This is a genomic window from Fulvivirga sp., assembly GCF_040218215.1.
Taxonomy (GTDB): Bacteria; Bacteroidota; Bacteroidia; order Cytophagales; family Cyclobacteriaceae; genus Fulvivirga.
The window spans coordinates 441188-467790 of sequence record NZ_JAVJQL010000014.1; the positions used below are offsets into that span (position 1 = coordinate 441188).

Sequence of the window (26603 nt, forward strand, 5' to 3'; positions counted from 1 at the left end):
TGGTTGATTCTTATTTTTTTTAACTATTATTGCATGAAATATTATATAATAATAATTTTACACCTTATTCAACCAAGACATTAAAATCTAAAATCCAATGAGAAAATTATTCTACGCTATAGCTTTTTTTGGTGTACTGACCTTCTCAGGCTGTGCCCTCAATCAAATGGTGAAGCTTGCGCAGGACCAAAACTTAACGGTTACTCCTAACCCTTTAGAGGTTCACGCTGATACGGTTTCATTTGAAATGTCGGCCAATTTGCCTGTTAAAATGCTTAAAAAAGGGAAAGTATACACCCTTAACACATTTTACAAGTATGGAGATAGTGAATCAGCTTTAGAACCTATGGAATTCAAAGCTGAAGATTATCCTAATGCGGACTCTCAACAACCAAAAGCTTCTAAAACCTACACAATGGCTTACTCTCCAGCTATGAAGAGTGGAAATCTTGAGGTTCAAGGTGTTGCTTCTGATCCTAAGAACGGTAAATCCAAAGAGTCTGCAAGACTTGCAGTTGCTCCTGGTGTAATCACTACTTCTAAATTGGTTCAGCCTGTTTATTTTGCTGCTTATGCAAATCACGGTTACAATAACCAAGAAGAGTTAATACCTACAAAAGTGGATTTCTTCTTCGATCAGGGAAGATCAGTATTGAAGTATTCTGAGCAAACTTCTGCAAGAGGTAAGAAATTTAATGCCTTTGTTGCTGAGAAGAACGTTACAAGAACAGTGACAATCACAGGTACTCACTCTCCTGAAGGTGCTGAAAGAATTAACGATAAGTTAGCTAAAGACAGAGCTACTGCTATTGCTGATTACTACAAAAAACAAATGAAGAAGTATGACTATAAAGGCATGGCTGATTCAATTGAATTTATTACCAAGGACATTGTTCAGGACTGGAAAGCTTTCAAAGATTCTTTAGCATTATATGATGGTATCGACTCTGAAGCTAAGTCTGCTTACTTAGATGTAGTAAACGGTGCTGGATCTTTCGAAGAAAAAGAAGATCAACTACACAAGCTGCCTAACTACAACAAAGTATTAAGAGAACTTTATCCTAAGTTGAGAACTGCAAAGACAGAAATCTTAACAGTTAAAGAAAAGAAAACTGATGCTGAGATTTCAGTTTTATCTAAAGGTATCGCTGGCGGAACTGTATCTGCTGACACGCTTTCTGAAGAAGAGTTATTATACTCTGCTACATTAACTCCTTCTCTTAAAGAAAAAGAAGCTATCTACCTTGCTGCCACTAAAAAGTCTGGAAGCTGGGTTGCTCATAACAACTTAGGTGCTGTTTATGTAGCTATGGCTATGGAAGGTGATGCTTCTGCTGGATCAAAAGCTCAGGCTCAATTAGAAATTGCTGCTAACAAAAACGCTGCACCTGAAGTGCACGCTAACTTAGCTTCTGTTGCTTTAATGAATGGTAACGCTTATAAAGCATATGAGCATTTGGGTAAAGCTTCTGGTGGTTCAAGCGAAATGACTCAAGGTGTTAATGGTGTGAAAGGTGCTGTTGAAATAATGATTGCTAAATACCCATCAGCTGTAAGCTCTGCTTCAGGTGCTGAGAACACAGCAGTTAACTTGTTCAACAAAGGTCTTGCTCAAGTATTGAACAAAGACTACCAAAATGCTATGACTTCTTTCAAAGAAGCTGCTTCTAAAGACAGCAACATGGGTCTTGCTTACTATGGCGCTGCTATTGCTAGCGCAAGATTGGGCAAAGATGCTGACGTTATCGAAAACTTAACTAATGCTGTTAAAGCTACTCCTTCATTGAAAGGTGATGCTTTAGAGGACTTAGAATTTGCTAAATATGCTTCTAACGAAGGTTTCAGAAACGCTCTGAAATAATCCTTAGACAACAACAAAAAAAAACCCTGATGATTGATCGTCAGGGTTTTTTTATTATCTGATTTTAGTAGTACTGGAATTTTGTGATTAAAAGCTCTAGTGCTATTTTTACGCTCCAATTATTTAATCCGATATCAATGAGAGAAATACAGTTTAGAGAAGCACTGGGCGAGGCAATGAGCGAAGAAATGCGCAGGGATGAAAAGGTCTTCCTTATGGGAGAAGAAGTTGCCGAATACAATGGTGCTTACAAAGTAAGCCAGGGTATGCTTGATGAGTTTGGTCCTGAAAGAGTGATAGATACTCCCATTGCCGAACTTGGCTTTGCAGGTGTTGGTGTTGGTGCTGCTATGAACGGCCTCAGACCTATCATAGAGTTCATGACATTCAATTTCTCTCTTGTAGCTATTGACCAGGTGATAAACGCTGCCGCCAAAATGATGTCAATGTCAGGTGGTCAGTTTAGCGTTCCTATTGTATTTAGAGGGCCTACCGGCAATGCTGGTATGTTGAGTTCACAGCACTCTCAAAATTTTGAAAACTGGTTCGCAAATACACCAGGATTGAAAGTTGTCGTTCCTTCTAATCCTTATGATGCCAAAGGACTTTTAAAATCATCAATCCGAGATAATGACCCTACCATATTTATGGAGTCAGAATTGATGTATGGTGACAAAGGAGAAGTGCCTGAAGGTGAATATTTGATTCCTATAGGGGTGGCAGAAGTTAAACGAGAAGGAACTGATGTAACCTTGGTTTCTTTCGGCAAAATGATGAAGACTGTTTATGAAGCCGCTGATGAAGCCGCTAAAGAAGGTATTTCATGCGAAGTGATAGATTTAAGATCAGTAAGGCCTATTGATTATGCAACTGTTGTTAATTCGGTTAAGAAGACCAACAGAATTGTGGTTGTAGAAGAGGCTTGGCCATTGGCAGCTATAAGCTCAGAGATCACTTACCATATCCAAAAATTTGCATTTGATTATCTGGATGCGCCAGTGCACAGAGTAAACAGTATGGATGTACCATTACCATATGCTCCTACTTTGATTGATGCCATCCTTCCAAATGTTAAAAGAACAATGGAAGCTATTAAGTCTGTGATGTATAGATAATTAATAGATAGAAGAAGAATAAAAACAAAGGCCAACTCACTGAGTTGGCCTTTGTTTTTTACATTTTTTTTGCCTTTTACCGCCCAAAAGGGTTAAGAGCTGCCAAGCCTCGTTTCCCTCCTCCCAGCTTATTCATGGTTTTCATCATCTTACGCATGTCGTTAAACTGCTTCAAAAGATTGTTAACCTGCTGAACTGAAGTTCCACTTCCTTTGGCTATGCGTGATCGTCTGCTGCCGTTAATCAAATCTGGCGCTTCGCGCTCCTCAGTTGTCATTGACCTTATGATAGCTTCTATCGGTTTAAATGAATCATCATCTACATCAATATCTTTCAAGGCCTTACCCATCCCAGGGATCATGCCCATCAAATCTTTGATGTTACCCATTTTCTTGATCTGCTCAAGCTGAGATAAAAAGTCATTGAAATCAAATTGATTCTTACGGATCTTTTTATTTAACCTTCTGGCTTCTTCTTCATCAAAAGTCTGCTGAGCACGCTCTACCAAAGAAACAACGTCACCCATGCCCAATATTCTATTGGCCATCCTTTCCGGGTGGAACTTGTCAATGGCCTCCATCTTCTCGCCATGGGAGATGAACTTAATAGGCTTCTCTACTACCCTTCTAATAGAAATGGCAGCACCACCTCTGGTATCACCATCAAGCTTTGTTAAAACAACACCATCAAAATTCAGCTTTTCATTGAAAGCCTTGGCAGTATTTACAGCATCCTGACCAGTCATGGAGTCCACCACAAAAAGTGTCTCCGATGGGTTTAATGCTTCTTTTAATCTGGAGATTTCATTCATCATCTCCTCATCCACCGCCAAACGACCAGCGGTATCGACAATTACTATCTTCTTACCATTCTCTTTGGCGAACTTAATGGCATTATTGGCAATCTTTACAGCATCCTTATTCTCCGGTTCAGCATAAACCTCTACACCAGTCTGCTCACCGAGTACCTTTAGCTGGTCTATCGCTGCAGGACGGTAAATATCACATGCAGTCAATAAAACCTGCTTACCACTCTTCTTAAGCATGTTTGCCAATTTGCCCGAAAAGGTAGTTTTACCAGAACCCTGAAGACCAGAGATCAAAATGACGGCAGGATTACCGGTTATATTAATATCCTCATGACTACCACCCATCAAGGCAGTAAGTTCATCATTTGTGATTTTGGTAAGTAATTGTCCGGGGGAAACTGCCGTTAAAACATCCTGACCTAACGCCTTTTCCTTGATCTCATCAGTTACGTCTTTAGCGACTTTATAGTTAACGTCCGCATCAATTAAAGCTCTTCTAATCTCCTTCATGGTAGTGGCCACATTGACCTCCGTGATGCTACCTTGACCTTTTAGGGTTTTGAACGCCTTCTCTAATTTCGAACTTAAATTATCAAACATACCTTTCCTTTTTTACAGGCTGCAAAATTATGGATTTTTGGGGTGAAATGAATTTAAAATATAAAATTTAAGACCTCCTATATCTAATAAAAGGGAATACTTCACCCGCCTTAAATAAACTTCGGTCGGCTGGCAATTGCAAAAAGCCATCAGCGGAAATTAAATTAGCTAAATCACCAGACCCCTGACCAGCTACTGGTTGTGCCATTAATTTACCAGATACATTCAAGACCCTCACCTGAAGAAAATAAGTGAGATCCTTCTTAAAGGTAAAATCTTCTGATAATGCTGCCATCTCCTGAGGTAGTTGCACACCCAACGAATTAAAGGTCCAAGGCTTAATATACTTCTGAAAGCACATGTAAGTAGACACCGGATTTCCCGGAAGTGCAAAAACAGTTTTATTATCCTGCCTTACCCCAAACCAAAATGGTTTCCCTGGCCGCTGAATCACACCATGAAATTGTTTTTGAAAACCCAGTTGATTTAAAACTTCAGGCACATAGTCCTTCTTCCCTTTTGAAACCCCACCACTCAAAATCAATACATCTACTTCCTCAACAATTGCCTTTAGTCTTGTTAACAACAAATCCCTTTCATCCAGAATATGATGAATATCGGCCTCCACGCCTGACTCTTTCAACGCAGCCTTCAGTACATGACTGTTGGACTGTCTTATCTGATAGTCCTTGGGCATTTCTTCCACAGAAACCAATTCATCACCTGTAGAGATAATGGCCACTTTAGGCACGGATAATACCTTTACAACAGACTTGCCCACTGTTGCCAGAACTCCGATCTCCGCAGTAGAAATCAAACATCCCTTTGAGAGAATTTTTTCATCAATGCTTACATCCGCTCCTTGTGAATGAATGTTCTGATTTTGCTTGATTGTATCGGAAGTAACTTTAACTGCACTACCATCAATATCTAACTCCTCATAGGGTATAACCGCATCAGTGTTCATTGGTAAAATAGACCCTGTCATTACTTCCAGGCAATTTTGAGGGTTCTTCAACGTTTTTTGAACCTCCCCTGCCAACTGAATTCCTTCCTTTTCAAAAGATCTTTGTCCACTCTCCCAGGCAGAAAATTGAATAGCTATTCCATCCATCATCACTCTATTGAATGGAGGGAAATCCCTATCCGCATAAATATCTTCGGCTAATACCCTGCCCAACACCTCAGATAAGGCAACTTCCTCAGTTTTTGGTTTGTACAAGTTCTTGTTAATTATTCCTGACGCTTCTTCAACAGTAATCATTTCGTTAATTTTGATCTATATGAGTGATAACAAATTAACGCATATCGATGGAGAAGGCAACCCAACCATGGTGGATGTTTCCGGTAAAAATGAAACATTAAGGACTGCCGTTGCTAAAAGTGAGGTGCGTGTAAATGACGAAATACTTGGGCTCTTGAAGGATGGGGAGATTAGCACCAAAAAAGGGCCTGTTTTTCATACCAGTATTATAGCTGGTGTAATGGCAGCAAAAAAAACCTCAGAGTTGATCCCTTTTTGCCATCAGCTCAACCTGTCAAACTGTAAGGTACATGTCGAAATCATTAATAAAGTAATTGAGATAACATGCACAGCTACCACTATTGGAAAGACGGGAGTAGAAATGGAAGCACTTACTGGTGCTTCGGTGGCTGCACTGACAGTATATGATATGTGTAAGGCCATGTCTCATGAAATAGTCATTTCCAACACGAGGTTGATTTCTAAAACGGGTGGTAAAAGTGACTACCAGGAAAAATAGTGACCTGATAGGAATAGTCCTCATGGGTGGCAATAGCCAACGCATGGGTAAGGACAAAAGTCAAATTTCATATCATGATATTCCTCAATATCAATATCTCTTTCAGCTACTTTCAAAGTATTGCAGCAAAGTCTATTTGTCTTGTAATGCTCAGCAGCCAACAACAATAGAATCCTCATTTCCTTTAATAAAAGATGTAAATGATAATGCAGGCCCGCTTGAAGGAATAAGGTCTGCCTTTAAAGTTGTCAATAAATCTATACTAACTGTTCCATGTGATATGCCTGGTATAAATGATGAGCTTATTCTTCAGTTGATCAATTCCAGGAATTCGGATTTAGATGCCGTTTATTATAGTGACTCGGATGGCCGTATCAATCCATTGTTTGCTATTTGGGAGTCAAGTTGCATTGAAGAGCTTAATAAATTCAAAGGAGATAGCCCAAGGCAATTCTTAAGACTGGTAAAAACTAAGGTGCTAAAAGCTAGCTCAGAAGCATTGAAGAATATAAATACCCCTGATGAATTAAAATCTTATCAGGATAATCAAGGGTGAGCAGAAACCCAAACCTCGCCATCTTCGAAGACTTCTTTTTTCCAGATAGGAACTGTTTGCTTTAAGGTATCAATAGCGAACCTGCAAGCTTTGAAGGCTGCATCTCTATGAGGTGCAGCAACAGCAATAACCACTGCGGCCTCTCCTATTTCTACCTTTCCTGTTCTATGAACAATGGCCATTTTACTAACATTGAACACTGATTTAGCTTCATCAACAATCTTTTGAAGCTCATTTATGGCCATTTCATAATATGCCTCAAATTCAAGGTGGATCACTTTTTTACCTTTCGTATTATTTCTGACATTGCCAATAAATACATTAAGTCCTCCACAACCAGGATCCATTACCGAATTAATCACCTTGCTGGTGTCAAGTATGCTTTCTGTAATCTCTACCATATCAACCACCACTTACAGGAGGGATTATCGCCACTTCATCAGAAGACTTTATAATCAAATCATCATCTGCATATTCATTGTTAACAGCAATCAACAATGAGTTTAGCCCCTTGAGTTTAGGGTAATCATCAAACAGTTTACTTTTTAGTCCGAGCACACTGGAGTCCTCAAGTGTCACTGAGGTAGTTGAGCCCCCAATGATGTCTTTGGTAACCCCAAACAACAACACATTCAATTCCATAGTCTAAATGTTAAGGTTTAAATTTAAGTAGAATAGCATACAGTTGTAATATATCATTTCCCTTTTAAAGAAAAATATCAACTAAAAAGTCTGCAATTAACTATATTCGTTGTGTATGTTGATAGATAAATTCGGGCGCCAGATTACCTATGCTAGAATTGCAGTCACTGACAGGTGCAATTTAAGGTGCTTCTATTGCATGCCTGAAAACGCCATGCATTTCCTTCCAAGAAAGGACTTGCTTACCTATGAAGAAATGGAAAGGCTGTCTAAAATACTTACAGATGAAGGCGTTACAAAAATAAGAATTACTGGTGGCGAACCATTTGTAAGAAGAGACCTTATTCATTTTTTAACCAACTTAAGAAAAAATACTAAGCTTAATGAGCTACACATCACAACCAATGGGGTGCTTACGGAACAGTACCTTGATCAGCTAAAAAGCATAAATATCAGCTCCATAAACCTTAGTCTTGACACATTGGATGAAGCCAGGTTTTTAGAAATAACAAGAAGGGATGAGTTTACTAATGTGATGAGTACCTTCAATGCTATACTTTACCACAACATCCCGCTAAAAGTCAATATGGTGGCCATGAAGGGAAAGAATGAGGATGATATTGTAGAAATGGCTGAGTTAAGCCTGAGCCACCCAATATCTGTAAGATTTATTGAAGAGATGCCTTTCAATGGTAGTAATGAAGATCACGGATTAATAAGTTACCAGGAAATACTTGATATTTTAAGTTCGAAATTTGGAGAGCTTAGCAAGATTCAAGATCCTGAAAATAGCACGGCATATCATTATAAAATACCTGGAAGCAAAGGCAATTTAGGGATTATTGCTGCCTACACCCGTAGCTTTTGTGGTACCTGCAACAGAATTAGAATTACCCCGGAAGGTATCATGAAAAACTGTCTTTATGATGGTGGCGGACTTAATTTAAGAACACTTTTGAGGGATGGAAGTGGTGACAGAGATATAGCAGCAGCACTGCAGACTGCTATACTCAATAAACATAAAGATGGGCATCTCGCTGAGGCTAATAGAGATAAATCAACCTTTGAATCAATGTCAAGCATAGGTGGATAGTATGGAAAATCCCTTTTTACTCGCTTTATTCTTTTTCTTAATTGCCATTTTTTACTCTTCAGTTGGCTTTGGTGGTGGGTCAAGCTATCTGGCTTTACTGGTGCTTGCTGGTGTGGATTTATTTATTTTACGATCTACAGCACTGATGTGCAATATCATAGTAGTATCAGGAGGGACTTATATTTTTTATCAGGAAGGCTATTTGAATATCAAAAGGTCATTGCCATTGGTATTGGCAAGTGTTCCATTGGCATTTATTGGAGGATATCTGCCATTGTCATCAAAGTTCATCTTCATTACTTTAGGCTTCACATTATTGCTTGCCTCCATCCTACTATGGATTAAGCGTACACACAAAGAACAGCACAGTATTGTTGAGCGCACTGGAGCTGTAGCCGCTGGAGTTGGTGGTATTATCGGCTTAATATCAGGAATGGTGGGTATTGGAGGCGGAATATTTCTGTCCCCTGTTCTGAACCTTATGAACTGGAATAAAGCGAAAAAAATAGCCGCCATTGCAAGTTTTTTTATCCTGGTAAATTCCATTGCCGGACTGGTAGGCCAATGGATGCAGCATCCTCCCTATCTCGACCTCAATTGGTCATGGCCGTTGCTAATTGCAGTATTGCTTGGCGGGCAGATTGGCTCAAGGTTAGCAGTACTTAAATTCTCAAATACCACTGTACAAAGAACTACAGCGGTATTGATACTAATTGCAAGTTTGAAAATCCTTAATGATCATTTGTTTGGGTTTTGATTTTGTGGATCACAAATTCAACTCTTCTGTTAGTTGCCCTGTTTTCCTCTGAGTCATTAGGAACAGTTGGATCTTCTTCGCCTTTTCCTAAATATGTAATTCTGTCTTCTTCTATTCCACTCTTCATTAGATATTGACTCACGGCAGCTGCTCTATTTTCTGATAGTTGCTGATTGTATTCTGCCGAACCTTTATCATCGGTATGGCCAATAATTTCTACGGTAAACGCTTCATTTTGAATCAATAGTAGTACAAGGTCGTTAAGAGTTTCTTTATCAGACTTAGCAAGTGATACTGCATTAAAGCCAAATTTGAAATCAAAGAAAATAGGCTCTTCAAATGGGAACCTGCTCAACTCTCCGGCTTGAGCATTACCTTCGGCATTTTCATTTTCATTCAAATCATCTGTTTCAGTATTTACTTCTGCCACAGACTGAACAGAATCCAGATCTGGCTGAACGTTAAGGTCATCCATTTTCACTACTTGCTTATCTTTAGGTTCGGTCTTGTTATTCTTCTTCAAGCGAGCAAGTGCCTTCTCCTTCCTTTTAGCCTGTTGCTTCTTAAACTTAGCCCTTCTTCGTGCATACTTAGACTTACGAACCTTTTTATTGCTACTCAAAGGTTCAATGTACTTCTTTAAAGTTGCTCCCAGTTCCAAAGCTCCTAAATTTCCAACCTGACTACCCCAAGGAACATCATATGAAAGGCCAAATGCGGTTTTGTTATTTTCAAATTGAAGTCCCGCTACGAAATACCCGGATACGTTAATCCTTGTAATCAGACTAAGCATACCATTTAATTTGTTAGATGGATCAATCTTATAACTTGTTAAACCTCCTAACATAATATTTGCATTACCGGCAGAATTGGTAACTAATACATCAGGGGTAATTCTAAAAGTCATACCATCATAAACGGTGTACTTCATATCCATTACCCAGGTGGGATCCAATTTTGCCGGCTGATCTAAAAGTGCCTCATCAGGCCTATTGATGTCGTACATGGCTACACCAAAACTTGCTAACTCATGATCATCATCATCTTTCTGCACCCACCTAAGCCCGGAATTCCATGAAAAATAGTTATGACTTACCTGATCCAGGAGCTCTCCAGAGCCACCTCCTGTAAATCCACGATCAGGGATAAACTGCGAGCCTGTATTCAGGTTATCAAAAGAAACCTTTCTATTATTCCAGTCGGTTTTGACACCTAAACTAATCAGCTGATTGTTTGAAAGAGCAACTGCAGCAGCGAAGTTGATTCCAAGTTGCGTAGTTCTAAAAATACCGGCAGTACCCGCCCTGTCATCAAGGAGATATACACCTGCGGCTAGTCTTGGTCCAGTTTTCCATCTAATAGGATAATGAGCCGATAAGAAGGTGCTTTGAATGTTAAAATTATCGGCTACTTTTTGATTTCGGTATAATAGTGATGCCTTAGCATAATCAGATGTTGCCCCATTAGTAGGGTTTACTCTAGCTTGGGCAAAATTATATTGCGAAAACTGAAAGTACTGCCCATAAGATATGGTAGCTGTGGCCATTAGCAATGATGTGAGTATAACTATTCTCATCTCATCAAATAGATAACACCGTCTGTTTTACCATTTAACTTTAATTCACTACCATCAGCATTTCTTCCTGTCACTTTCCAGAAGTACAGTCCATTAGGCTGTTTTTGTCCTGAACTTGTACCATCCCAACCCTTTTGCTTAAGATTTTGGAGATTGCTATCCTCAAAGACTTTATTTCCTGATCTGTTGAAAATTTCCAGCCTTACTTCTGTAGCATCCTCCAACCCATAGATCAATAAATTGTCATTATTGCCATCATCATTAGGTGTAAACAAATCTGGAATCCAGCCTTGCTCAATAACAATAACTTGAACAGTACCTTGCGCCACGCAGCCCAGAGAATCTTCTACAGTTAATTGATAAGAAGTTGTAGTTAATGGAGAGGCCATAGGGCTTAAAACCTCATCATCGTCTAATCCTGCTGCGGGAGTCCATTTTACAGTTTCATAGTTGTTGGCGGTAGCGTTGAGCACTACCGATTCACCTTTAAAAATTGTTAATGTGACTGGCATTTTTATGACCGGATTTCCCAATATCAGCTCTAAAGAATCTGCTTGCATACATGTACCCCGGCTAACGTTCAATTTGATCAGACCATTTTCACTTGCAGTGAATTGATAATCAGGGGATTCTGAAACCAGATTTCCATTGAAATACCATTGAACACTATCAAACTGGTCTTCTATAGAGACTATAACCTCATCTCCAATACAAGAGGTGATAAAGTCCTGCTCAAGCAAGTCAGAGGTATCCAGAATTTCAATTTTGTAGGATTTCTGTGCTGAACAGTCAACTTCGCCCTGCTGGCCGGTCATTATTAGATCAGGTTCACTTACTTCATAAATCAAAGTATCAGTAAGTCCTAAGTAACCTTTTAATTCAGAGTAATAGGCCACAGGAGACTCTGTAATTATTTCTATAACCTCATCTTCACAGGCATACTTAGTTTCTGCTACGTTTTCTTCACATATTACGAACTGTCCTACTGCTACTGGTGGTCCCGCCCCATTTCCTAGAAAGTAAAGAGCATTGTCAATGGATTGAATACAATAAAAATAAAGGCCATTGTCAAAATCGCGATTTATACCGATTTCATTTTTAAGACCACTGTTCCCTTTGGAAGAATAAAGTCTATAAAAATTAGAAAGATCAAAGTTTGGCCCAAGATATTTTGCATTGGTAAGGTCATCGCCAATAGCCACATCATAAGTAAGGCTTAAAGAGTCTGTAAAATCATCTGATGCTCCGTCCCACCTGATAATTACTCTGCGCCCATTGACAAAAGCAAAGTGATTAGTCACAACTGAAGGCCCTATATTTTTCTCCTCGGTAATATTATCAAGTATCTTAATTTCTGAAAGCCCACTGCTCGCTACAAGGTCCAGGTCGCCATCATAATCCAAATCATTTACAATCAAATGGTTAAAACTGATATCATAGTCTGATGAATCACTACCCCAAACGCCTTGGGTATTTACAAAAAGATCCAGATACGATGTACTATCACCCTTAAGACCTGCTATCAATATATCTGCTGCACCATCTGTCGTAAAATCATGCATATAAACTTCTAGGCTTATTAGTTCAGGCTGAGGGATTTCAAAAGTAGTGGAGTCTGTAACTGCCCATAAATAATAGTCTGTCTGATTCTTTGTTCCATACATGGCTATGTCATTCACTCCATCACTGTCAACATCACCATGAGATAAGTGTCTGATATCCCCTTCAAAAATCACACTATCCTCATCACTCCATTTATTATCAACCCATGGATGACAGAAGACCTTACCATCATGTGACCTAATTAGATCTGCAAGGCCGTTGTTATTCTTATCAAGAAGCATCCATTCTTTTACATCAAAATCAATGTCCGAATTAAAGTCAACCCAACTGATAGAGTCGCTCCTTTTAACATGCAGTTTCCCCTCCTTATCAGAATAAATTAACTCCTTAAATCCGTCAGAATCTATATCAAGAACATCCATCTTTTGATAAGTAAGGCTGTCAATTAAAACAGGCGAACTAAACTGCAATACGTCTTCTTGATAAGAGACCATTGAAACTGTATCCCCTGACAGCAGTCCATGAAATATAATATCCAGTCGGGTATTGTTATCTAAATCGGCAATATGGAACAATGGGCTTACTATTGAACCTAATTGTAAAGTATCAACATTATCAGCCTCACCTTCTTTAAAAATCATTTGATATTGCCCTCCATTTTGCAGAACCATTAAGAGATCTGTTAAGGCATCATTGTTCAGGTCAAGCGAACGAAATGACATGATTCTGGTTGAATCAAGGTATATGCTATCCTTCACCTCAAATGTTTGAGCATGTAATGCCAAGACTTGCCAGGCAAGACATATAAAGAGTATTATTTTTTTCATGATGTGGTTTAAAGTTTTATTTCACCCTAAAATGTAGTGGGACACTTAACTTACTACTTATCGGTATTTGATTTACCGTGGCAGGCTTCCATGGAGGCATATTTTCAATGAGTCTGATCGCCTCAATATCAAAAGCATCACCAAGGGATTTCTGAATAATTATATTATCAATTTTACCTTCTTCTGTAACAGTAAACCTCACAACTACCGATCCTTCAATAGAATCTGTCAAAGCCTCTACAGGATACTTGAGGTTCAGATCAAAGTATTCATACAGATTCTCAATACCATCAACAGGTTCTGCATCTACATAGGCAAACTGTGATAGTTGGTCATCACCTTGTTTTGCAGTAGCTTTTTCAGATGGCACTGGCTTTTGTGCCGGTTTCTTAATTGTCACGTTACCTTCACTTTCTTTAACAGGTTTCGGAACTTCCGCCTCGCTAACGCTTAGCGTATCCACTGGCATAATCAATTTGCTTTGAGGCACTTCATTTCTGGCTTGCTCCAAAGGTTCATTCAGTTCAGGTTCATTAATTATTGTTGAATCCTTGTTGTCTGTGGAATCATAAAACCAATAAGAGATGCCTATAAGAGCTAGAGCGCCCAGAACATAAACAAACCTTTTGGTTAAAGTTTTTACCACCTGATTGTTCAGGCTTTGCCCTCTGGACTTATCCAGTACTGCATCAAAGTCCATAAAAGATTCTATCTCTTTGTCAGAAACCTTGATATCCTTATTTAAAAATTCAATTTTACGCATCACGATACTTTCATTAATTTTTTCAACTTCTCGACAGCACGGTACAGTTTTACTTTACTATTGCCTTCAGTAATCCCCAGGACATCTGCGATATCCTTAAATGATAAGGATTCAAAAAACCTAAGTTCAATTATCTGCAATTCAACTTCCTTCAGTTTGCTCAGCCCATTTTTCAATGCTTCTTTATGCCCATCATCGAAAATGGCCATTTCTTCTGTTAACACTTCATAATGGGTTTGATCAAGAACAATCACCCTTTTACTTCCCGCTTTTCTAAAATGTTCATTGCACTCATTAAGCGCTATTCTATATAACCATGAATAAATAGAGAGACCTTTGAACTGAAACTTATGAAGACTCTGAAGTACCTTAAAAAAAACATTGGAGACTAAATCTGCAGTGAGATCCTTATCTCCAATGCGACCTAACACTAACCTGAAAATGGGCTTATAGTATTTATTATATAGCGGTTCAAACCTTCTGGGATTGCGCTTGCATTCCTCTATTATCAGCTCTTCCGATTGTTCCAGAATCAATTGTTTAGAATATGTTATAAGTTCGTCCAATTCGTTTTCAACTTAATTTCATCATTATAAATGGACAAAGTGTAAAAAAGAAACATTTGAAGTGACATTATTTTCTGATTATTCACTTTAATTACATTTTTTATTCCATTACATTCTTTTCTTATTTGCATCTACTTACTAACTAAGTGCTATGAAATCCATCAATTTTGTTAAAAATATACTGCCACACATAATTGCTGTTCTTGTATTCCTGATTACCACGGTAGCTTTCTTTAATCCCTTTTTCTTTGACAACAAAACCCTTGAGCAGGGAGATATCAACCAATGGAAGGCCAGTGCTCAGGAGGTAATAGAGTTTAGAGAGCAGACAGGCGAAGAAGCTCTTTGGACTAATTCGATGTTTGGGGGAATGCCGGCCTACTTAATAAGTGTCAACTGGAATGATGGAATTGTTAGTGGTTTCAAAAGTGCTTTATCTCTGTTCCTTCCCCACCCTGTTAAAAATATATTTTTAGCATTAGTCAGCTTTTACATTCTGCTACTTTCATTTAAAGTGAGGCCTTATTTGGCCATAGGTGGAGCATTAGCCTTTGGGTTATCTACGTACATGATCATTGGTTTGGGAGCAGGTCATAACTCAAGAATTGGGGCTGTGGCTTTTATGCCAATGATACTGGCAGGCGTTCATTTGGCTTTTACTAACAAGAAATGGTTAGGCACAGGTGTAACGGCTCTCGCAATGGCCTTGCACTTCAGGGAAAATCACCTTCAAATAACCTATTATCTACTTCTTATTATTCTGATTTATGGATTGGTTCAACTTATTGAAGCCGTTAAAGCTAAAACCTTAGTTGATTTTGGTAAGACCATGGCGCTTTTAATTATTGCTGTGCTCATTGGCTTGGGCACCTTTATAGGTGAGTTCTGGACGACTTATGAATATGGTAAGCATTCTATTAGAGGTAAATCGGAGTTAACACAACAGCAATCGGCTGGTGAAAAAAGTGGCTTAGATAAAGATTATGCTTTTCAGTACAGCAATGACACTTGGGGGCCTATGACATTGCTAATCCCTAATTTTCTTGGAGGAACCTATGGGCATTATTTTGTTCAGGATGAAGACAGTGAAACTTTAAGCGCATTGCAAAATGCAGGCGATCAGCAAGTAGCCAATCAACTCGCCAGATACTCGGCATCTTTTTGGGGTGATAAACCGCCTGCACCATATTATATAGGAGCCATTGTATGTTTCTTTTTTGTGATCGGGTTATTATTCGCTCCTAAGAAATATGTCATTTGGCTAAGTTTGGTTACAGGCCTCGGAATTTTACTGAGTCTGGGAGACAGTTTTAAGTCCCTCAACTATTTCATGTTCGACTATTTCCCTGGCTACAACAAATTCAGGTCGGTGACATTCACAATGGTAATGGCTTTTGTAGCCATGCCGCTATTGGGTTTTATTGGATTGGAAAAACTACTAAGTGCTGAATGGAATAAGGAAGTACAAAAGAAGTTTTTCATTTCTTTGGCTGCTTCAGGAGGGCTGTGTCTGCTAGTGGTAATGCTTGCTGGAATGGCCTCTTTTACAAAAACAGGCGAATCACAGCTGCCGTTATGGTTTTTGAAAGCCCTTCAATCAGATAGAGAAGCTCTCATGCGTGGAGATGCCTTTAGATCATTGATATTCATTCTTTTAGCGGGGGGACTTGTCTGGGCATACCTGAAGCAGAAAGTGTCTGGTGTTATTTTGTCTATCGGGATATCCGTTTTAATTCTTATAGATGTGGTCATGGTAGATAACCGGCACTTCGGCAAGGACAATTATAAAAGATCAGCCGACAGGTCATTCTTCTTACCAACGGAGGCCGATAAAGAAATCTCTAAAGACAAGTCTACTTACCGTGTTTACAACCTTCAGGGCGATGCTATGAGTGAGGCTCGCACTTCATACCACCACAGTTCATTGGGCGGATATCATGGTGCTAAAATGAGAAGGTATCAGGATTTTTATACGAATTGTATCGAAGGCCAGCGCAGCACGATGATCAGCGGCATTCAAAATGGCAATTTAGACTTTAGCTCGTACGATGCCATTAATATGCTCAATGCCAAGTACCTCACTTTCGGGCCTGGTAAAAATGACTTTATAAAAAATGAATATGCACTAGGCAACGCCTGGCTGGTAAATACCATAAAGCTTGTTGACGATGCGGATACTGAACTCCAACAAACTTGTAGTTCTGACTTGGCAGCTACGGCAGTAATTGACCAGAGCAAATTTAAACTTAAAAGCATAACTAGCCTGGACTCTGGTTCTGTAGTACTTACAAACTACGCTCCCAATAAACTCACTTATGAGGCCAGCGTTTACGCAAACAGTTTGGCCGTATTCTCAGAAATCTATTACCCTGGGGGTTGGGTGGCCACCATTGATGGAGCTGAAACAGATATATTGAGAGCCAACTTTATATTAAGAGCATTAGAAATTCCTAAAGGTAAACACACCATCGTGTTTGAGTTCAAACCTAAAGTGTATGCTACTGGCAACACGATCACACTCATATCCTGTATTTTACTACTGATAGTTGTTATTGGTACGGTCGGCTATTCACTCAAATCAGGCCTTTCCTAATTCATTCAGCCTCTGCAATAGCGGAGGATGCGAATAATGTAAGAATACGTAGGCAGGGTGTGGATATAGATTACTAAGATTATCTACTGATAATTTCTTTAAAGCTTCCTGCAAGGCCTTTGGATTGTAGGTTTGTTTTGCATAAGCATCGGCTTCAAATTCATTCTTCCTGCTAAGTATATTGCCTAATATGCTGCTGATCATTGAAATGGGTGAATACAAAATTCCAAAAGCCAATAAATTTAAATGAATAGCCAACTGTTGTCCTCCCAATGCTTGTGATACGGCCTCACTGTATATCATCTGCGACATAATGAATAACATCAGCCCTATTTGCAGAATAGAAATAGCAAAACCATAGATGATATGCTTTTTCTTGAAGTGTCCTACTTCATGAGCAAGTACAGCTACCAGCTCTTCAATAGAATGATTATTTATCAATGTGTCATATAAAACAATCTTCTTGCGCTTACCAATACCGGAGAAAAACGCATTGGCTTTATTAGATCGTTTAGAGCCGTCAATAACATAAATATTGTCAAGTGGGAAGTCAATCTTTTCGCTGTAATCTTCGATGGCTGTTTTTAATTCACCATCCTCAAGAGGTGTTAGTTTGTTAAATAATGGCAGAATCAATGAAGTGTAAAACATATTAACAAACAGAATAAATACACTCGCAATTGCCCAGAAATATAGCCAAAATGACTCTCCAATATTATTAATCAAATAAAGCAAGCTGCCAATCAGTAAACCCCCAACAATGATTGTCAGGACATATCCCTTTAATTTATCTACAATAAATGTCTTTGGAGTGGTTTTGTTAAAGCCAAAACGCTCCTCTATAACAAAGGTGGAGTAGATAGAAAACGGAAGATTCAAAATATCAGACGATAGAAAGAGCACGCCAAAGTAAGTTAGAGATAATGCAATGCCCTCACCAACCATTGGTCTTAGCAACTGATCTAGATAACCGAACCCACCGAAATATAAAATAGCAAATGAACCTGCAAAACTAAATGCAGAAGTCAAAAAACAGAAATTGCTAAGCGTTTTATGATATTCCTGTGCTTTGGCATACTTCTCTTCACTATAAAATGACTTAATATCATCAGGCAGTTCAGATTTTCTTGACTTCAAATTCAGATAATCAAGTAGCTGATTAAGCAAGTAGCTGAAAGTAATAATACCGAGAATCAAATATAGTATCGTTTGTGAAGCCATGTATCTATTTTTAAATCGCAAATCTAATCAATATCAAACAAGGATCTGAATTTCTCTAAAATTAAGAATCGTTCCCATTTTGATACTTATTCCCAAGAGTAGTAAGTGGAAAACGCTGATTTTAATACATTCAAGCATTTTCCATTATTTGGCACCTTGCTTGCAAATGGCTTTGTCACACGAAATGAAGAAGATCATGAAAACGATATCAACCAACATCAATAAACTGATGAAAAATGATTTAATGCTTTGTTACTTTATGTTCACAGTTGGTGTAATAGTTTTGTTCATTGAGCTTTTCTTTTAAATTTTTTGTTTAATCAGCTTTCTTTTCGCAAACGTCAGCTTTTTACCTCAAACACTATTTAGAATCTTTTAAAATAATAATTCAGATTGTTTGATATTGGTTTCGCATGTAACTTTGACTCCGTCTCATTGTTATACATTTAATCATTCGAAATCATATGAGTTGGTTCACAAACGCAATGTCAAGTACAATTGGAAAAAAAGTCCTTATGGCTTTGACAGGATTGTTTCTAATAACCTTTTTGATCGTTCATTTATCGGGAAATTTGCAGCTTTTAGCTGATGATGGTGGCAAGTCATTTAACATCTATGCCAAATTCATGACCACGAACCCTTTTATCAAAACAACCTCTTATTTACTTTACACCACTTTTGTTGTTCACATTGTTTGGGCATTACTGCTTACTGTCATGAATAGGAGTTCAAGACCAGTGAGTTACGCTGTTAATCCTGGTAATGTAAGCAGTTCATGGAGTTCGAGAAATATGGGAATACTGGGGACAGTTATTCTGATCTTCTTGGTTATCCATATGAAAAACTTCTGGTATGAGATGCACTGGGGAGACATACCTACAGCTACTTATGAAGGAGAAGTTTACAATGACCTTTATGCTGTTGTAGATTTTGCTTTTGGCAACATTCTCTATGTCCTTCTTTACACCGTTTCAATGCTTGCTTTAATGTTCCATTTGTATCATGGATTTAAAAGTGCATTTCAGACATTAGGGTTAAATCACCCAAAATATACACCAATGATTAAAACTGTTGGATATGCGATTGCAATAATAATTCCTGCATTATTCGCATGCATTCCAATAATTATGTATTTAAAATAATCGAAATCTAAAGATTTATATAAATGAAGTTAGATTCTAAAATACCTGAAGGCCCGTTATCAGAAAAGTGGTCTAAACATAAATTCAACGTCAAACTGGTTAACCCAGCCAATAAGCGTAAATACGACATTATTGTAGTTGGAACCGGTTTAGCAGGAGCTTCAGCCGCTGCTTCTTTTGGTGAACTTGGCTATAATGTAAAAGCGTTCTGTTTTCAGGACAGCCCCAGAAGAGCGCACAGTATCGCGGCCCAAGGGGGAATTAATGCTGCTAAAAACTATCAGAATGATGGTGATAGTGTATTTCGATTATTCTATGACACTGTCAAAGGTGGTGACTACAGATCAAGGGAAGGCAATGTCCACAGACTTGCAGAAGTAAGTGTAAATATCATTGACCAGTGCGTAGCGCAAGGTGTTCCATTCGCTCGTGAATATGGCGGTCTTTTAGCCAACAGGTCTTTTGGTGGAGCGCAGGTGTCCAGAACCTTCTATGCACGGGGCCAAACAGGACAGCAATTGTTATTGGGCGCCTACAGTGCGCTTAGTAGACAGGTGGCCAATGGCAAAGTAAAACTCCATGCCAGGGAAGAGATGCTTGATCTTGTAATGGTAGATGGCAATGCAAGAGGTATTGTTACAAGAAACCTTATTACCGGAAAAATAGAATCACATAGTGCCCATGCAGTAGTATTGGCTACTGGTGGATATGGTAATGTATTTTACCTTTCTACAAATGCAATGGGTTCTAACGTAACTGCGGCCTGGAGAGCACACAAGAAAGGTGCATTTATGGCGAATCCTTGCTTCACGCAAATTCACCCTACTTGTATCCCCGTATCTGGTGACCATCAGTCCAAACTGACTTTGATGTCTGAGTCATTAAGAAATGATGGCAGGGTTTGGGTTCCAAAAACCAAAGAAGACGCAGAAAAAATCAGAAAAGGCCAATTGAAGCCTACTGAATTAGCTGAAGATAAAAGGGATTATTACTTAGAAAGAAAATACCCATCATTTGGAAACCTGGTGCCTCGTGATGTGGCCTCCAGAAATGCCAAAGAAGTTTGCGATGAAGGCAGAGGTGTTAATGCAACAGGTTTAGCTGTTTACCTTGATTTTGCTGATGCAATCGAGCGTGATGGTGAAGATTTGATTAGTGCTAAATATGGAAACCTTTTTGATATGTATCAGCAGATCACTGGGGAAAATCCTTACAAAACACCAATGAAGATATACCCTGCCGTTCACTACACCATGGGAGGACTTTGGGTTGACTATAATTTGATGACCACTATTCCCGGCTGCTATGCTATTGGAGAAGCCAACTTCTCAGATCACGGGGCCAACAGACTTGGAGCAAGTGCTTTAATGCAAGGCCTGGCTGATGGTTACTTTGTATTGCCTTATACAATTGGTGATTATCTGGCCAATGTTCCTTATGATAAAATCCCGACTGATCACGAGGCGTTCAAGAAAGCAGAGGCAGAAGTGAAAGAGCGTATCGATAAACTTTTATCAATAAATGGGTCTAAGACTGTAGATGAATTCCACAAAGATTTAGGACATATCATGTGGGAGTATTGTGGCATGTCAAGAAATGAGGCTGGTCTGAAGAAGGCCAAGGCTGAAATTAAAAAACTAAAAGAAGATTACTGGAGCAATGTGAAGGTTATTGGATCTAATGAAGAATTGAACATGTCGTTAGAAAAAGCCAATCGTGTTGCAGATTTTATAGAGCTTGGAGAACTTATGATTGATGATGCCCTTAACAGGTCTGAATCTTGTGGCGGACACTTTAGGGAAGAGTCTCAAACTGAAGAAGGCGAGGCAAAACGTAAAGATGATGAATTCTCATATGTTGCCGCATGGGAGTACAATGGTGAAGGCAAAGAGGAGACGCTTAATAAGGAAGATCTGGTATTTGAAAATGTGAAACTTACTCAACGAAGCTATAAATAAGTTATGAAGATTAAGCTAAAAGTTTGGAGACAAAAAAACGCTCAGGATAAAGGTGGATTTAAGACCTATAATCTTGATGATGTATCAGAAGACATGTCTTTCCTTGAAATGTTCGATGTACTGAACGAAGATCTTGTCAAGAAAAATGAAGATCCTGTGCACTTTGACCACGATTGTCGTGAAGGTATTTGTGGTATGTGCAGTATGTATATTAATGGGAGACCTCATGGTCCTAAGCAGACTACCACCTGTCAGCTTCATATGAGAAGCTTCAATGATGGGGATACAATCACCGTAGAGCCATGGAGAGCCAAGGCTTTTCCTGTTGTAAAGGATTTGGTAGTAGATAGAATGTCATTTGACAAGATTATCCAGTCAGGCGGCTACGTATCAGTAAATACCGGTGGTGTACCCGATGCCAATGAGATTCCTATTCCTAAGAAAATAGCTGACGAAGCCTTTGATGCTGCAACTTGTATCGGTTGTGGTGCCTGTGTTGCCGCATGTAAAAATGCATCTGCCATGCTATTTGTAAGCGCCAAAGTATCTCAGCTGGCTATGCTACCACAAGGACAGGTAGAGCGTAAAACAAGAGCTGAAAATATGGTGGCTACCATGGATGCAGAAGGTTTTGGTGCTTGTACCAATACTGGAGCATGCTCTGCAGAATGCCCGAAAGGTATCAGCCTTGAAAATATCGCTCGATTAAACAGGGAATTTTTAAGCGCGAAAGCAAGTTCTGACAACGTTTAAACTATCATGAAAATACTCCTTATGCAGCTGCTGTTGATGTTATCAACAGCAGTTTCTTTTGCACAGTATAATGCTTTTAACTGTATCTCCATGGAAATGGAAACCAAGACAGCTAAAGGTGGATTTGTAAGCGCTACAGAGGCAAACATATTTTATGGAAATGATGGCCGAATGACGTCATTCTATACCGCGCCAAAGAAATACATTGTGCTTAACAATGCTAAAGGGGAAATTAAAATTTACGATCAAGACAAAAACACTGTTATCCAGCAGCAAAATTACCTTTATAGCACTGAAACCTCTCAGTTTTATTTTTTTCTAAATAATAAAAAGTCAGACCTTGGACTTCAGCAAATGGGCTTTATACAATCTAATGTTTCCTTTGCTGAAGGGCTTATGGTAACAGAATGGCTCCCTCCTGCTAACATGGCTTCACAGGTAAGTAAGGTTGAGCTTGTGCTGGAAGATGGCAACCCAATCTACATAGCATATTATGATGCTAACAATATGGTTACCACTAAATCCTACTATTACAACTATATAGAGTTAAACCAGTCACTTAATTTTCCCTCGACTATTACTCAAATAAACTACTCAACTCCAGTGGACTCAACTGTTTCTAAAACGGTTTACTCAAATGTTCAACTGGATAAAAAGGAGGGAATGGAGTCATTAAACTTCCAAATTCCAAAAGATGCCAAAAACATACAATAGTATATTAGTTTGTTTATTGATGCTGATTGGCACTCAGGTTAGCTGGGCTCAATCTATTCATGAAGATTTGGAATTGATAACAAGACATACTCCTAAAAGTGAGTTGCCAGATCATTCTTATGCTAAACATGCCAACAAAAAAATAAAGGTAATCAATGCTATTAACCCTGTTTATTGGGTTTATAAAGGAGGGTTAGCTTTTTATCAACGACACATCTCGGCCCAGCTGTCAACATCCTGTATTTATGAAATAAGTTGTTCGCGTTTTGGCAAACAGTTGTTTGATGAATTTGGGCCATTCAAAGGGTTGTTTCTTTCTGTAGACAGGGTTAGTAGATGCAATAGATTAACGCATTCTCAGGTGAGCCCACTGAGGTTAAACAGCCAGGGAAGAATAATTGAAAGTACATCTGACTACTCTAACAATTGATGCGTTTCCTTTTTGTGTTTTTTATGCTTGTGGCTTGTCATGCCAGCTCCTTTTCTCAGCATCTGTATCAAAACCTTCCTTTTTTCAATTACCTTATCAACACACGTAATTATGAAGAAGCTGGCCTGCTGCTCAATACCTTAGAAGATGCAGATCATTTAAGTATTGACAGCATAAATTACTATAAAGGGAAGGTATTTTACCTGAGTCAAAACTTATCTGAAGCCACTGTTTCTTTCAACAAGTTAAGCAACCCAAATCACCCTTTATTTATTCAAGGATCATTTTATAATGCTTTTTGCAAATCACATCTCGGTGAGTACCAAAGTGCTATGCACGACCTCCAACAGCTAACACTTAGTGATAGCCTTATTGTTAATCTAAGGGCTCTGCAGTTGGCTGGGATCTATCTTTTAGATAGAAACCTACATGCTTTTGATGATATCTCGTCAACATTTAATCACAAATACTACCAAACCTCTTCTCAGGAAAAGTCTTTTTTAGGCATCCGTAATGACTTGGGCAATTATAAAAGAAAATCTCCATTTCTGGCTGGAGTCTTATCAGCAGCCATACCAGGTATGGGAAGGATTTATGCCGGTAAGACAGGCTTGGGTATTGGCACACTACTAACATCTGCAGTCTTTGCCTTGCAGACATGGGAGAGTTACAGAAAGGATGGGGTTAAAAGTGCCCGATTTATCATTTTCGGATCTATATTTTCCATATTTTATGTCGGTAATATTTGGGGAAGTGTTTTTACAGTAAAAATTTCTAATGCAGAATTCAATGACGCAGTTAATCACAAAATATTGGTTGATATGCATATTCCTCTTCGCAGCATATTCAACTAACGCTCAGTTTGAAAAAGCTGATAGCCTGAGAGATGCTGGAGAATTGGCGCTTGCAAAACTTGAATATGAGCGGATCATATTTCAAAATACTGATCCTGAAATCGCCAATAAAGCGATTTTTAAAAAGGCACTGATTCAAAAATCTGTTGGTGATTATGAATCAGCATCTCAAACGCTCCTGCGGAGTAATCTTTTTGTTAATCAAAACGAACTCAACTTCAGTATTAGAAGAGAAACAATATTAACCTCCTACCTATCTGGGGACTACAATACAGCTTTGGCCCAACTAAAACAAGCCGAATATTTCTTTAAAGATACTGGCTATAAAGAGTTGTTGTATTTACATGTATTAACACTAAACGAGATGCGTCAATGGGGGGAAGCAAAAATTAAATATGAAGAATATATATCAATGAATGGAAATACCGGACTTACCGCTGAAGAGGCATATTACTTTATAGATAAAACGAGGCTAAAAGACCCCAAAAAAGCTGAAACCCTGTCCTACCTCCTTCCTGGTGTTGGGCAAATGTATGCCGGATATTTTGGTAAAGGATTGCTTTCCTCAGCAATTCAAGGCTCGTTAATGGCTTTTGGTGCCTACAGCCTTTATGAAGGTTATTTTTTCACAGGGGCACTCACAGGTATAGGGCTATTTTATTCCTTTTATTCGGGAGGTGTAAGACATTCACGGTATTTGGCGCTTAAAAAAAATGAAGAGCTGACAAGAAAATACAACGATCCGATTAAAGATGCGCTGATTGAGGCAGAGTTAAACAAAGAAAAAGCCTCTGATTGAAATAACCAGAGGCTTTTATAATCTTAAAGATTATTGTCAATGATGATTACCACATTATAAATGCATCATTATCAACATACTTGCTGATATCACCGTTATTGATCAATAGTGCGATAAAGTCACCAAGCGGAAGTAGACCAAAGATACCACCACAAGTGAATAAATAACCTACGATCAATATAGGACGACCACCTAAGTACACCCTGTGAATCGCAATACCTCCCAGAAGCCAATCTAAAATTAGTGCGATCCACACATTTTTGTCAGCACTGGCAGATTTCACAGAAGTAATGTCCATGATATTGACTTCACTTTCTGTAGAAACTACATTGATAGAGTTTTCAAAAACTTGATCGATTGCAGCATCATCCACCTTGTACTTGTTTGCAGAAGCAAATGAATTTGCTGATGCGATAAACGCCATCAATAAAGTAAGTAAAAGTACTTTTTTCATAATTGAGTTTTTAAGTTTTAAAAGTTTACTCAAATAACTGAATAAGTATGTTATATCCAATATTAACCTTTAATTTGTTTAAAAAAATCTAGTGAGGAATTGCTTAATAATTTTTACGCTTATATTAAATTATAACGTTTGTGCTCAGGACGGCTTCTCTTCTGATTTATCCAAAACATTAGAATTGATCTATAAAGCAGATCATGAGGTTTCTAAAAAGGCGGTTAAGAATTTTTACAATGATTACCCCAATCATACCGCGCGTTTACTGGTAAGAGCCTATCAAATGAGGTGGGAGCATTATCCGATTTTCGAGCGGGATGAAGCAACTTATAAATTGTTTATTCAGGTACTTGACTCCGCTGAGACGTCCGCCAGGAAGGTTTTGAATGAAGACAAAAACAATAATGAAAATGCCTACTATTATATGACTGCGCATATTATGAGAGCAGAGCTTTTCGCCCTTAACGACAATATGGTAAAGGCATCTATTGAAGGAAAAAATGCATTTGAATATATAAAGAAAGGGTTTGAGTGGTGTGAGACCAATCCGGAATTCTATACCACTACCGGACTCTATAATTACTACATTGAATTTTATAGAGAAAAAGGGTTTTTCTACCGGTCATTACTTTGGCCATTTTCAAAAGGTGATAAGAAAAAAGGTCTTGAGTATTTAAAGGAGGCTAGTCAGAAAGCTACATTCACCAAAGTGGAGGCGCTATATTATCTGGCCCACCTTAATTATAAAATGGAAGCTAGCCCTGCTAATGCATTACCCTATGCAAATCAGTTAGTCAGGCAATATCCTTCAAACCCGAAGTTTATTGACTTAAAAATAGAAATGCTCATAGCGGATAAGCAATATTCAAAAGCCGGTGAGATGCTTCTAAATTTTAACGTAGCTGATATACCTTATCTTAATGCAAGGAAATGCTTATATCAAGGCATACTCACCTTAACATCGGAAAACAACTATCGAAAAGCAGAAACGCAAATAAAAGTTGCAATAAAAATGTTTGAGGAATTATTGGGAGATCAAGATCATTACTTAAGCTTGGCGTATATGTATTTGGGAACTTTGGAAAATATAGCCAATAACGCAAGTGAGGCCAATGATTTGTTATCCAAAGCAAAGAATTATGCTAAATATCCATACATACATAGGCAATTGGAGAAATTAGGGGCATAATTA

Annotated in this window: 25 protein-coding genes; 15 read left to right on the forward strand and 10 right to left on the reverse strand. The window is 38.5% G+C overall.

Annotated features, from left to right (window positions below):
- Positions 1–97: 97 nt before the first annotated feature.
- Together RIB54_RS10730 and RIB54_RS10735 are read left to right on the forward strand one after the other, a co-directional pair.
- Positions 98–1861: a hypothetical protein gene (locus tag RIB54_RS10730; RefSeq protein ID WP_350100902.1), complete on the forward strand. Its 1764-nt coding sequence runs from the start codon at positions 98–100 to the stop codon at positions 1859–1861.
- 137 nt (positions 1862–1998) lie between these two features.
- Entirely contained in the window at positions 1999–2976 is a 978-nt protein-coding gene (locus tag RIB54_RS10735; protein ID WP_350100903.1) for a pyruvate dehydrogenase complex E1 component subunit beta, read from the forward strand.
- A 76-nt stretch (positions 2977–3052) separates the two neighbouring features.
- Here RIB54_RS10735 and ffh read toward each other — a convergent pair whose 3' ends face one another.
- Together ffh and RIB54_RS10745 are read right to left on the reverse strand one after the other, a co-directional pair.
- Positions 3053–4384, reverse strand: a complete 1332-nt coding sequence (gene ffh, locus RIB54_RS10740) for a signal recognition particle protein (protein WP_350100904.1) — start codon at positions 4382–4384, stop codon at positions 3053–3055.
- A gap of 67 nt (positions 4385–4451) precedes the next feature.
- The gene (locus RIB54_RS10745) at positions 4452–5648 is read right to left on the reverse strand and encodes a molybdopterin molybdotransferase MoeA (RefSeq protein WP_350100906.1); all 1197 of its coding nucleotides are present in this window, start codon (positions 5646–5648) and stop codon (positions 4452–4454) included.
- Between the two features lie 19 nt (positions 5649–5667).
- Here RIB54_RS10745 and moaC point away from each other — a divergent pair, with 19 nt between their 5' ends.
- The gene (moaC, locus tag RIB54_RS10750; protein WP_350100907.1) at positions 5668–6147 is read left to right on the forward strand and encodes a cyclic pyranopterin monophosphate synthase MoaC; all 480 of its coding nucleotides are present in this window, start codon (positions 5668–5670) and stop codon (positions 6145–6147) included.
- Positions 6128–6703 (forward strand): molybdenum cofactor guanylyltransferase, encoded by a 576-nt coding sequence (gene mobA, locus RIB54_RS10755; RefSeq protein ID WP_350100908.1) that lies wholly within the window; start codon positions 6128–6130, stop codon positions 6701–6703. The genes moaC and mobA overlap by 20 nt, the downstream gene beginning before the upstream one ends.
- Here mobA and RIB54_RS10760 read toward each other — a convergent pair.
- Positions 6694–7104 carry a molybdenum cofactor biosynthesis protein MoaE gene (locus RIB54_RS10760; RefSeq protein ID WP_350100909.1) on the reverse strand — a complete coding sequence of 137 codons (411 nt, stop codon included), beginning with the start codon at positions 7102–7104 and terminating at the stop codon, positions 6694–6696. The genes mobA and RIB54_RS10760 overlap by 10 nt on opposite strands.
- A 1-nt stretch (position 7105) precedes the next feature.
- Entirely contained in the window at positions 7106–7345 is a 240-nt protein-coding gene (locus tag RIB54_RS10765; RefSeq protein ID WP_350100910.1) for a MoaD/ThiS family protein, read from the reverse strand.
- A 115-nt stretch (positions 7346–7460) separates the two neighbouring features.
- Between RIB54_RS10765 and moaA the strand changes: the two genes are divergently transcribed.
- Entirely contained in the window at positions 7461–8438 is a 978-nt protein-coding gene (moaA, locus tag RIB54_RS10770) for a GTP 3',8-cyclase MoaA (RefSeq protein ID WP_350100911.1), read from the forward strand.
- A gap of 1 nt (position 8439) precedes the next feature.
- Positions 8440–9195 carry a sulfite exporter TauE/SafE family protein gene (locus RIB54_RS10775; protein ID WP_350100912.1) on the forward strand — a complete coding sequence of 252 codons (756 nt, stop codon included), beginning with the start codon at positions 8440–8442 and terminating at the stop codon, positions 9193–9195.
- Here the strand turns inward: RIB54_RS10775 and RIB54_RS10780 are convergent.
- The 4 genes from RIB54_RS10780 to RIB54_RS10795 are packed head-to-tail and all read right to left on the reverse strand — an operon-like array spanning position 9170 to position 14490.
- Positions 9170–10771 carry a PorP/SprF family type IX secretion system membrane protein gene (locus tag RIB54_RS10780; RefSeq protein ID WP_350100913.1) on the reverse strand — a complete coding sequence of 534 codons (1602 nt, stop codon included), beginning with the start codon at positions 10769–10771 and terminating at the stop codon, positions 9170–9172. The genes RIB54_RS10775 and RIB54_RS10780 overlap by 26 nt on opposite strands.
- Complete coding sequence (locus RIB54_RS10785; protein WP_350100914.1) at positions 10768–13161, reverse strand: T9SS type B sorting domain-containing protein; 2394 nt, start codon at positions 13159–13161, stop codon at positions 10768–10770. Before RIB54_RS10785 ends, RIB54_RS10780 begins: the two co-directional genes overlap by 4 nt.
- Positions 13162–13177: 16 nt before the next feature.
- Entirely contained in the window at positions 13178–13924 is a 747-nt protein-coding gene (locus tag RIB54_RS10790) for an energy transducer TonB (RefSeq protein WP_350100915.1), read from the reverse strand.
- Positions 13924–14490 carry an RNA polymerase sigma factor gene (locus RIB54_RS10795; RefSeq protein WP_350100916.1) on the reverse strand — a complete coding sequence of 189 codons (567 nt, stop codon included), beginning with the start codon at positions 14488–14490 and terminating at the stop codon, positions 13924–13926. The genes RIB54_RS10790 and RIB54_RS10795 overlap by 1 nt, the downstream gene beginning before the upstream one ends.
- 151 nt (positions 14491–14641) lie before the next feature.
- Between RIB54_RS10795 and RIB54_RS10800 the strand changes: the two genes are divergently transcribed.
- Positions 14642–17083, forward strand: a complete 2442-nt coding sequence (locus tag RIB54_RS10800) for a YfhO family protein (protein ID WP_350100917.1) — start codon at positions 14642–14644, stop codon at positions 17081–17083.
- Here the strand turns inward: RIB54_RS10800 and RIB54_RS10805 are convergent.
- A complete protein-coding gene (locus RIB54_RS10805; protein ID WP_350100918.1) occupies positions 17069–18304 on the reverse strand; it encodes a M48 family metallopeptidase in 1236 nt (411 codons plus the stop codon). The two genes, RIB54_RS10800 and RIB54_RS10805, sit on opposite strands and share 15 nt — an antisense overlap.
- Before the next feature lie 485 nt (positions 18305–18789).
- Between RIB54_RS10805 and RIB54_RS10810 the strand changes: the two genes are divergently transcribed.
- Genes RIB54_RS10810 through RIB54_RS10840 form a run of 7 tightly spaced genes read left to right on the forward strand, consistent with a single transcriptional unit; the run spans position 18790 to position 24954 of the window.
- Positions 18790–19446 carry a succinate dehydrogenase cytochrome b subunit gene (locus tag RIB54_RS10810; RefSeq protein WP_350100920.1) on the forward strand — a complete coding sequence of 219 codons (657 nt, stop codon included), beginning with the start codon at positions 18790–18792 and terminating at the stop codon, positions 19444–19446.
- A gap of 23 nt (positions 19447–19469) precedes the next feature.
- Positions 19470–21404 carry a fumarate reductase/succinate dehydrogenase flavoprotein subunit gene (locus RIB54_RS10815; protein WP_350100921.1) on the forward strand — a complete coding sequence of 645 codons (1935 nt, stop codon included), beginning with the start codon at positions 19470–19472 and terminating at the stop codon, positions 21402–21404.
- Positions 21405–21407: 3 nt separating this feature from the next.
- Positions 21408–22157, forward strand: a complete 750-nt coding sequence (locus RIB54_RS10820) for a succinate dehydrogenase/fumarate reductase iron-sulfur subunit (protein ID WP_350071384.1) — start codon at positions 21408–21410, stop codon at positions 22155–22157.
- A 6-nt stretch (positions 22158–22163) separates the two neighbouring features.
- Entirely contained in the window at positions 22164–22871 is a 708-nt protein-coding gene (locus tag RIB54_RS10825) for a hypothetical protein (protein ID WP_350100922.1), read from the forward strand.
- Positions 22852–23301 carry a membrane protein insertion efficiency factor YidD gene (gene yidD, locus RIB54_RS10830; RefSeq protein ID WP_350100923.1) on the forward strand — a complete coding sequence of 150 codons (450 nt, stop codon included), beginning with the start codon at positions 22852–22854 and terminating at the stop codon, positions 23299–23301. The genes RIB54_RS10825 and yidD overlap by 20 nt, the downstream gene beginning before the upstream one ends.
- A complete protein-coding gene (locus RIB54_RS10835; RefSeq protein ID WP_350100924.1) occupies positions 23301–24155 on the forward strand; it encodes a tetratricopeptide repeat protein in 855 nt (284 codons plus the stop codon). Before yidD ends, RIB54_RS10835 begins: the two co-directional genes overlap by 1 nt.
- Positions 24091–24954: a tetratricopeptide repeat protein gene (locus tag RIB54_RS10840; RefSeq protein WP_350100925.1), complete on the forward strand. Its 864-nt coding sequence runs from the start codon at positions 24091–24093 to the stop codon at positions 24952–24954. The genes RIB54_RS10835 and RIB54_RS10840 overlap by 65 nt, the downstream gene beginning before the upstream one ends.
- Before the next feature lie 46 nt (positions 24955–25000).
- Here the strand turns inward: RIB54_RS10840 and RIB54_RS10845 are convergent, their stop codons facing one another.
- Positions 25001–25408 (reverse strand): TM2 domain-containing protein, encoded by a 408-nt coding sequence (locus tag RIB54_RS10845; protein ID WP_350100926.1) that lies wholly within the window; start codon positions 25406–25408, stop codon positions 25001–25003.
- Positions 25409–25499: 91 nt separating this feature from the next.
- Between RIB54_RS10845 and RIB54_RS10850 the strand changes: the two genes are divergently transcribed.
- A complete protein-coding gene (locus tag RIB54_RS10850) occupies positions 25500–26600 on the forward strand; it encodes a hypothetical protein (protein ID WP_350100927.1) in 1101 nt (366 codons plus the stop codon).
- Positions 26601–26603: the final 3 nt, after the last annotated feature.

Bases quoted from the DNA above. Each gene is read 5' to 3' on its own strand.
- RIB54_RS10730 (WP_350100902.1), top strand. From the start codon at position 98: ATGAGAAAATTATTCTACGCTATAGCTTTTTTTGGTGTACTGACCTTC.
- RIB54_RS10735 (WP_350100903.1), top strand. From the start codon at position 1,999: ATGAGAGAAATACAGTTTAGAGAAGCACTGGGCGAGGCAATGAGCGAA.
- ffh (WP_350100904.1), bottom strand. From the start codon at position 4,384: ATGTTTGATAATTTAAGTTCGAAATTAGAGAAGGCGTTCAAAACCCTA.
- RIB54_RS10745 (WP_350100906.1), bottom strand. From the start codon at position 5,648: ATGATTACTGTTGAAGAAGCGTCAGGAATAATTAACAAGAACTTGTAC.
- moaC (WP_350100907.1), top strand. From the start codon at position 5,668: ATGAGTGATAACAAATTAACGCATATCGATGGAGAAGGCAACCCAACC.
- RIB54_RS10760 (WP_350100909.1), bottom strand. From the start codon at position 7,104: ATGGTAGAGATTACAGAAAGCATACTTGACACCAGCAAGGTGATTAAT.
- RIB54_RS10765 (WP_350100910.1), bottom strand. From the start codon at position 7,345: ATGGAATTGAATGTGTTGTTGTTTGGGGTTACCAAAGACATCATTGGG.
- moaA (WP_350100911.1), top strand. From the start codon at position 7,461: ATGTTGATAGATAAATTCGGGCGCCAGATTACCTATGCTAGAATTGCA.
- RIB54_RS10775 (WP_350100912.1), top strand. From the start codon at position 8,440: ATGGAAAATCCCTTTTTACTCGCTTTATTCTTTTTCTTAATTGCCATT.
- RIB54_RS10780 (WP_350100913.1), bottom strand. From the start codon at position 10,771: ATGAGAATAGTTATACTCACATCATTGCTAATGGCCACAGCTACCATA.
- RIB54_RS10785 (WP_350100914.1), bottom strand. From the start codon at position 13,161: ATGAAAAAAATAATACTCTTTATATGTCTTGCCTGGCAAGTCTTGGCA.
- RIB54_RS10790 (WP_350100915.1), bottom strand. From the start codon at position 13,924: ATGCGTAAAATTGAATTTTTAAATAAGGATATCAAGGTTTCTGACAAA.
- RIB54_RS10800 (WP_350100917.1), top strand. From the start codon at position 14,642: ATGAAATCCATCAATTTTGTTAAAAATATACTGCCACACATAATTGCT.
- RIB54_RS10805 (WP_350100918.1), bottom strand. From the start codon at position 18,304: ATGGCTTCACAAACGATACTATATTTGATTCTCGGTATTATTACTTTC.
- RIB54_RS10810 (WP_350100920.1), top strand. From the start codon at position 18,790: ATGTCAAGTACAATTGGAAAAAAAGTCCTTATGGCTTTGACAGGATTG.
- RIB54_RS10815 (WP_350100921.1), top strand. From the start codon at position 19,470: ATGAAGTTAGATTCTAAAATACCTGAAGGCCCGTTATCAGAAAAGTGG.
- RIB54_RS10820 (WP_350071384.1), top strand. From the start codon at position 21,408: ATGAAGATTAAGCTAAAAGTTTGGAGACAAAAAAACGCTCAGGATAAA.
- RIB54_RS10825 (WP_350100922.1), top strand. From the start codon at position 22,164: ATGAAAATACTCCTTATGCAGCTGCTGTTGATGTTATCAACAGCAGTT.
- yidD (WP_350100923.1), top strand. From the start codon at position 22,852: ATGCCAAAAACATACAATAGTATATTAGTTTGTTTATTGATGCTGATT.
- RIB54_RS10835 (WP_350100924.1), top strand. From the start codon at position 23,301: ATGCGTTTCCTTTTTGTGTTTTTTATGCTTGTGGCTTGTCATGCCAGC.
- RIB54_RS10840 (WP_350100925.1), top strand. From the start codon at position 24,091: ATGACGCAGTTAATCACAAAATATTGGTTGATATGCATATTCCTCTTC.
- RIB54_RS10845 (WP_350100926.1), bottom strand. From the start codon at position 25,408: ATGAAAAAAGTACTTTTACTTACTTTATTGATGGCGTTTATCGCATCA.